Below are 6,582 nucleotides of genomic sequence, written 5' to 3'. Positions count from 1 at the left end.
TCGCCTTGTCCTGATTTAAATTTAATCCGCTATATCTTTTCAACCCAATCCACCATACTTGAAGTCATCAAAGTCCAGATATGATATAGTCCCTCCACTTTCACTCGTATTTTGAAACGGAGTAAAACCATGACTCAATCCATCCATATCCACAGTATGACCGGCTTTGCCAATGCCGCAGGCGAATGCGGCGGCAAGCGCGTGAACTTGGAAATCCGCGCGGTGAACCACCGTTATCTGGATGTCCAATTCCGAATGCCTGAAGAATTGCGCTATCTGGAAGGCGCGTTGCGCGAGAAAATTGCGACTTCAGCCGCACGCGGCAAACTGGAATGCCGTATTCAGTTGCAGGACGCGGCAGTCGGCGGGCAGAGTTTGGAAACCAATGAAGAATTGGTGAAACAGTTGTCCGATTTGAACAAAACTTGGCGCAAGGAACACGGTTTCGGCAAGCTGACGGTCGCTGAAGTGTTGCGCTTTCCGGGCATATTGGCAGGTCAAAGCGAAGACCCCGAAGCTTTGGCGAAAACCGTGCAAGAGTTGCTAGACGAGGCGTTGAAAGAATTTGCCGCCGCCCGCAAACGCGAAGGCAAAAAACTTGGCGAACATCTGTTGCAACGTTTGACCAGCATGGAAGAAATCGTGGATGCCTTGAGTGAGCTATTCCCCAGCCTGCTTCAGGCGCATATGGACAAGGTGAACGCGCGTTTGGCGGAAGCGGTCGGCAATATCGACAACGACCGTTTACAGCAGGAATTTGCGCTGTTTATCCAAAAATCCGATGTTGACGAAGAATTCAGCCGCCTGCGCACGCACATCGCCGAAGTCCGCCGCATCGTTACGGAAAACAAAGGCAGCGCGGGCAAACGCTTGGACTTCCTGATGCAGGAACTGAACCGCGAAGCGAACACGCTGGGCAGCAAAGCAATCGCGGCGGAATGCACGCAGGCTTCGGTCGAACTGAAAGTCTTAATCGAGCAAATGCGCGAGCAGGTTCAAAACATCGAATAAGCCTTCAAAAATAAAGCAAAGGTCGTCTGAAAAGCCATTTTCCGCTTTTCAGACGACCTTTTTCTTAATGGATGCTTAGTTTTGTCCGGGTTTGATGACTTTGGCGCCCTGCTCTGTACCCAATATCAACACATCCGCGGCGTTGCGGGCAAAGATGCCGTTTTCGAGAACGCCGGTGATGCGGTTAATTTCGTCTTCCATAGTCAGCGGACGGTCGATATGCAAGTCATAGACATCGATAATTTGGTTGCCGTGGAAGGTGGTGTAGTTCAGGCGTAATTCAGGCTGTCCGCCCATTGCCAAAAGTTTGCGCGACACCAGCGAACGCGCGCCGGGCAACACTTCTACGGGCAGCGGGAATTTTCCCAAACGCGAAACATATTTGCTCTCGTCGGCGATACAGATGAATTTGTCGGACGCACTGGCGACGACTTTTTCATTCAGATGTGCGCCGCCGCCGCCTTTAATCATTTGCAGCATATGGTTCACTTCATCCGCGCCGTCAACATAGACAGCCAGCCCCATCACATCATTCAGTGATACTTCGGGGATGTCGTATTGCGCCATCAGTTCGCTGGACTTTTTAGAAGTCGAAACCGCGCCTTTGATTTTTTTGCCGCTTTTGCCCAACGCTTCGATAAACATATTGACGGTCGAGCCGGAGCCGATGCCGATGTATTCGTTTTCGGGTACGAATTCCACCGCTTTCTCGGCGGCAATGCGCTTCAATTCGTCTTGAGTAGCCATGATTTCTCCTTAATGGGATGTCGGTTGATGGGCATATGTTAACATTTTCATGCCATTTGTGCTTGCCTGCTTACGCTTTTTCCAGCAACACCGCCGCCTGCGCCTCGATGGCTTCCATGCGTCCCAGATAGCCGAGTTTTTCGTTGGTTTTGCCTTTGATGTTCACACAGGTCGTCTGAATGCCCAAATCGGCGGCAATGTTGGCGCGCATGGCGGGAATGTGCGGCGCGAGTTTGGGCTTTTGCGCGATGATGGTCGTATCCACGTTCACAACGTGCCAGCCTAAAGCCTGCACGCTTTGATACGCTTCACGCAACAATACGCGGCTGTCGGCATCTTTGAACTCGGCAGTGGTATCGGGAAAATGGCTGCCAATGTCACCCAGACCCGCCGCGCCGAGCAATGCGTCGGTAATCGCGTGCAAAAGCGCGTCGGCATCGGAATGGCCGAGCAGGCCTTTTTCAAACGGGATGTTTACGCCGCCGAGTATCAAATCGCGGCCTTCGACGAGTTGGTGGACATCGTAGCCCTGTCCGATACGGATATTCATGTTTTGTCCTTTTTTCAATGTCAGGTCGTCTGAAAAACGGGTTGAGCATTTGTTCCAAAATTGACTTTCTTTAAGCCCTTTTTTCAGACGACCTGCAACAACAGCCTCACAATAAATTCATCCTGCGGCAGCGTCAGCTTCAAATTGCGCGTATCGCCCTGCACCAGCAGCGGCTGCACGCCCAGCTTTTCCACTGCCGACGCTTCGTCTGTAATATCGCTCAAATCCTCTGCCGACAAAGCTCGGTGCAATAAGGCCGTCTGAAAAAGCTGCGGGGTTTGCGCCTGCCACAATCCGGCGCGGGAAACGGTTTCTCCAATATGGTTTTCACCGTCGGCGCGTTTGAGCGTGTCGGCAACGGGTATTGCCAAAATACCGCCCTGCTCTTGCCCGCCCGCTTCCTCAATCAGACGGGTCAACGCCTCGGGCGGTAGGCAGCAACGGGCGGCATCGTGAACGAGAATGTTGTCCTGCTCCGCCGCCAAACCTTGCGCCAACAATGCGGATACGCCGTTGCGCACCGTTTCGGCACGGCTTGCTCCACCTACGCGGAATACGCGTGTTTTACTTGAAGGGGTCGTCTGAAACGTTTGATTCTTAGGCGATACGATGACGGCAATCAAATCGATGGCAGGATGGTTTTCAAAAATGTCTATCGTATGCTGCAACACGGTTTTGCCGTTGATTTCAACGTATTGCTTGGGCTTTCCCGCCCCAAAGCGTGTTCCGATACCTGCGGCGGGAATCAGAGCGATATGACGGCGCGTCATGCTTCGGCTCCGGCAGTTTTGGCTTTGCGCCACAAACAGGCTTCGCCCAAACCGTCCAGATATTGTTCGTGTGCGGCGAGTTCTTCTGCGCTGGCTTTGATGACTTTTAAATGCGCCGGACGCTTGGTTTCGGCAACAATGACCGGTTTGACTTCCTCATCTTCTTCTTTTTCTTCGCCACCCATTAAATCAAACTGCTGGCGCGTCATGGCGAGATAAACCTCACCCAAAAGCTCGCAGTCAATCAACGCACCGTGCAGCACGCGCTTGCTGCGGTCGACGGAAAGGCGGTTACACAAAGCATCCAGACTGGCTTTCTGACCGGGGAACATTTCCCGCGCCATCGCCAGCGTGTCGGTTACGGTACAGCCAAGTTCCTCAATGGAAGGCAGCCCCATACGGCGGAATTCCATGTTCAGGAAGCCGACGTCAAACTTGGCGTTGTGAATAATCAACTCGGCATCGCGTATAAAATCGGCAATCTGCTGCCCTACTTCGGCAAACGGCGGCGCGTTTTTCTCTTCCAAAACCTCAATGGTCAAGCCGTGCACCTTTGCTGCTTCTTCAGGCATGTCGCGCTCGGGATGAACGTATAAATGAAGGTTGTTGCCGGTTATTTGGCGGTTGATCATTTCCAGGCCGGCAAACTCGACCAAGCGGTCGCCGCCTTCGGCATAAAGGCCCGTGGTTTCGGTATCAAGGATAATCTGGCGTTTGCTCATAGGAATCTTCTGTATAGCGCTCATTGATAAAATGCCTTGAATCATACGCAAGGCTGCTACAAATGTATAGTCGGTAAAGCTCAGGACCTATGTATTTGAATACAATATTTCTTAGGACATGAATACTGCCCCGACAAGGGATTTTGCTGACAATTTTTCAGACGTATTGATCTTTACATTCCCGCTAAGGCTCATTTTCTCTAAATTCCGAGTAAATCACTCAAGTTTTATCAATTTCAAAAAATTAATTTCCATAAAAATCATTATCTTATTACTTATTCTCATAATAATAACAATTATCATTTGCAAATTTTGAAATTATCCGTATAATGCATTCCATCGAAACGAAATCAACGCGCCACAGAACGAAAGGAGAAGAAAATGCCTGAAAATATTTTCCAGCAAGTCTCTCTCGACATTCTGAGACTGCACCAACATACCATCCGCTCTCTTTTGGCAACCCAGTGTTGCGATGATTGCGAAGTACATGATGCCGTATATGTTACGCTCGATGGTCGTTATTATGTTTGGCTTCCCTGCATGGGTAAGTCGGAGCAGCCGCAAACCGGCATCCTCCTGATTGAAGATGAAGACAGCCATTCCCGTTTAAGCTGGGTCGCCAGCACTCGGGAGGTCAAACAAAAAGACAGTTTGTACAGCCGCGTCGTTTCCGTTTTACAACGCAAAATGCAGAAGGCAAAAGAAAAGTTTATTCATGCGTCTGATGCCCGTTTGCTTGAACTGACACCGCAGCAAGGTCGCTTGACGACCAAAAGCAAAGATTTGTCGCTTTCACCCTATGATTTGATGAAGGCACTTTATCCGGCAACCCATCAACGTCAATTAGAGGAGTTCGCCCTGTAACAGTTTTGGTAGTGGTTTGTGTTCCTTTTGCGCCCCTTAAAATTAAAGGGGCGATTTTTTTGCCTGCAACTCAACATGGCTTCCATCAAACCAATCAAAAAAGGTCGTCTGAAATCGGATTCAAACTTCAAATCCGGTTTCAGACGACCTTTTGTCTATTGCCGTTTACTTGCCTGCTTCAGATGAAGACAGGTTTTCCGGCAACATGTCCTGCTCATCAAAATCAGGCTCAGGATCGTTTTGCAACACCTTGCCATTCAATTTCAATTCGTTGTTTTGCAGGGTCAGATGGGTTTTGATATTGTTTTCTTCCAAAGTCAGGTATTGCTCCTGCGCCATACTTTTCACAGTGCTGTCCACCATCAGACGCAGCGTTTCATTGATATCTTCAATTCCTGCGCGTCCGGCTTCTTCATCTTCGGCATTGACGCTAAACAGGCTGCGCGCTTGGTTGATTGCCATCTGCTCCAACAGTTTTTTCGGAACGCTCACATTGAAATCGGCATGGGTTTTTTTCAGCATTTCGCTGAGGCTGTTCAAATCTTTTGCCACCAAGCCTTTAAAGGCTAGTTTACCGCTGACATCCACTTGACCTTGCGGCATGATGAATTTGAATGTCTTGACATTCAGCACCGGATCATTGGTGAATAAACCCGAAGCTTCGTTTTTGGCGGTTTGGAGCAAGGCGTTTTGGATCTCTTCCTCGCTCATTTTCTTATTGGCGACTTCGGCAAGCTTGGATTTTAAAGCCTGCAAACCTTTGCCGTCCAAATGCTCTGCTGCCACATTGATATCCAACGGACCATATTTATCTTCGCCATAGACCAGCTCTTCAAATTGGAACCGTCCTTCGCTATTGATAAACTTATCAACTTCGTTGGTATTGGTATCAAATTTCAGTTTGCTGACTTCGATTTTTGAAGGCGCGATACTGCCGGTCGGATTGACAAATGCACCGATTTGCAGATTGGTCACCAAATTGATCAACTCGTTCAACTTGACGTTGTAATCAATATTTTCTTTCCATTGCAGCAGGAATTTATCCAAAGTAATGCTGCTTTTGCCCAAAGAAAGCTTGTTGAGTCCGTCTGAAGTTTCAGATTGAAAATGTAGGTTTTCCATCGAAACATCGCCCTTGTCCGCCAGCTTGAGCTGCAAAGACGGAGCGGTATAATCATGACGGTAGCTTTGGAAATCTTTTTCGTAATCGGTGTTGCCGCTCAAGCCTTTCCAGCTGAGCTTGATGCCGGACAACTCTTCATAGTCGAAAGCCGGAACGCTGAGTTGAAGCTTGCCGCTTCCTCCGAAATAAATCGTATTGCTCATGGTCAAAGGAGCTTGTTGGCCAAAGAAGCGCGACAATACTTTTTCGGTTTCCGGATGGTATTTGAACTCTGTTTCCACATGAGCCTGAGTACCGAAACCGCCGGCAAACGGCCCATGGCTGATATGGTTCACAACCGTAATCGGCTCTTGCAAGACGGTTTTCAGATTATCGGGCAGATATTGCTGGGTATTTTGAAGCAATGTCGGTTTCAGGCGTATGACCGTAGTTTCGGTCGCACCGAACCAGCCCCGATCATATTGGTGGGATTCTACGGTTAGAAAACCTGATTCCTGCAACAGCTTTTGTTGTGCAGTCAGGGTTTCTTCTGCTTTGATGCCGAAGTAGTAAGGCGCACCGAGGCCCGCGGCGATGGCTACGGCTACGGTCGAAATAAGATACTTTTTCATTGCTACAAACAGATAGGTTGAAAGCGATAAGAATAGCATTTTTTGACCGATTTGTCTTTTGGGTAGCTTAGACGGTACAAATTAGTCCATATTTGGTACTTTTCCATCCTCATGAACCAGCTGCTTATGTTCCATTATTCCAAGCGTTCTGATTTATAATCGGGTCGTCTGAAAACCTGCCCAC

General features: G+C 49.0%; 7 protein-coding genes. 2 read left to right on the top strand and 5 right to left on the bottom strand.

The genetic code is table 11. From position 1 onward, the window contains the following. Positions 1-129: 129 nt before the first annotated feature. Entirely contained in the window at positions 130-1,011 is an 882-nt protein-coding gene (locus HMPREF3277_RS07770; protein ID WP_070870634.1) for a YicC/YloC family endoribonuclease, read from the top strand. Positions 1,012-1,086: 75 nt separating this feature from the next. Here the strand turns inward: HMPREF3277_RS07770 and rpiA are convergent, their stop codons facing one another. From rpiA to dnaQ, 4 genes are all read right to left on the bottom strand, one after another. After that, positions 1,087-1,758 (bottom strand): ribose-5-phosphate isomerase RpiA, encoded by a 672-nt coding sequence (gene rpiA / locus HMPREF3277_RS07765; protein WP_039410379.1) that lies wholly within the window; start codon positions 1,756-1,758, stop codon positions 1,087-1,089. A 70-nt stretch (positions 1,759-1,828) separates the two neighbouring features. Further along, positions 1,829-2,308 (bottom strand): 2-C-methyl-D-erythritol 2,4-cyclodiphosphate synthase, encoded by a 480-nt coding sequence (gene ispF / locus HMPREF3277_RS07760; protein WP_070870632.1) that lies wholly within the window; start codon positions 2,306-2,308, stop codon positions 1,829-1,831. An 83-nt stretch (positions 2,309-2,391) separates the two neighbouring features. Next, positions 2,392-3,078, bottom strand: a complete 687-nt coding sequence (gene ispD / locus HMPREF3277_RS07755) for a 2-C-methyl-D-erythritol 4-phosphate cytidylyltransferase (RefSeq protein ID WP_070870630.1) — start codon at positions 3,076-3,078, stop codon at positions 2,392-2,394. Next, positions 3,075-3,800 carry a DNA polymerase III subunit epsilon gene (gene dnaQ, locus HMPREF3277_RS07750; RefSeq protein ID WP_070870628.1) on the bottom strand — a complete coding sequence of 242 codons (726 nt, stop codon included), beginning with the start codon at positions 3,798-3,800 and terminating at the stop codon, positions 3,075-3,077. The genes ispD and dnaQ overlap by 4 nt, the downstream gene beginning before the upstream one ends. A 381-nt stretch (positions 3,801-4,181) precedes the next feature. On the opposite strand from dnaQ, the gene HMPREF3277_RS07740 reads away from it, so the two are divergent. Further along, complete coding sequence (locus HMPREF3277_RS07740; protein WP_009311747.1) at positions 4,182-4,664, top strand: NGO0322 family iron-responsive protein; 483 nt, start codon at positions 4,182-4,184, stop codon at positions 4,662-4,664. 165 nt (positions 4,665-4,829) lie between these two features. On the opposite strand, the gene HMPREF3277_RS07735 is transcribed toward HMPREF3277_RS07740, so the two are convergent. Then, positions 4,830-6,398 (bottom strand): YdgA family protein, encoded by a 1,569-nt coding sequence (locus HMPREF3277_RS07735; RefSeq protein WP_070870751.1) that lies wholly within the window; start codon positions 6,396-6,398, stop codon positions 4,830-4,832. Between the last annotated feature and the right edge of the window lie 184 nt (positions 6,399-6,582).

Origin of the sequence: Neisseria sp. HMSC70E02 (genome assembly GCF_001838645.1) — a bacterium.
In the GTDB taxonomy this organism is placed as follows: domain Bacteria; phylum Pseudomonadota; class Gammaproteobacteria; order Burkholderiales; family Neisseriaceae; genus Neisseria; species Neisseria macacae.
Note: the sequence above shows the minus strand (reverse complement) of the source record. Positions and strands in the feature narration are given on the sequence as shown.

Excerpts from the sequence above, each read along its gene's own strand:
- HMPREF3277_RS07770 (WP_070870634.1), top strand. The coding sequence starts at position 130 with ATGACTCAATCCATCCATATCCACAGTATGACCGGCTTTGCCAATGCC.
- rpiA (WP_039410379.1), bottom strand. The coding sequence starts at position 1,758 with ATGGCTACTCAAGACGAATTGAAGCGCATTGCCGCCGAGAAAGCGGTG.
- ispF (WP_070870632.1), bottom strand. The coding sequence starts at position 2,308 with ATGAATATCCGTATCGGACAGGGCTACGATGTCCACCAACTCGTCGAA.
- ispD (WP_070870630.1), bottom strand. The coding sequence starts at position 3,078 with ATGACGCGCCGTCATATCGCTCTGATTCCCGCCGCAGGTATCGGAACA.
- dnaQ (WP_070870628.1), bottom strand. The coding sequence starts at position 3,800 with ATGAGCAAACGCCAGATTATCCTTGATACCGAAACCACGGGCCTTTAT.
- HMPREF3277_RS07740 (WP_009311747.1), top strand. The coding sequence starts at position 4,182 with ATGCCTGAAAATATTTTCCAGCAAGTCTCTCTCGACATTCTGAGACTG.
- HMPREF3277_RS07735 (WP_070870751.1), bottom strand. The coding sequence starts at position 6,398 with ATGAAAAAGTATCTTATTTCGACCGTAGCCGTAGCCATCGCCGCGGGC.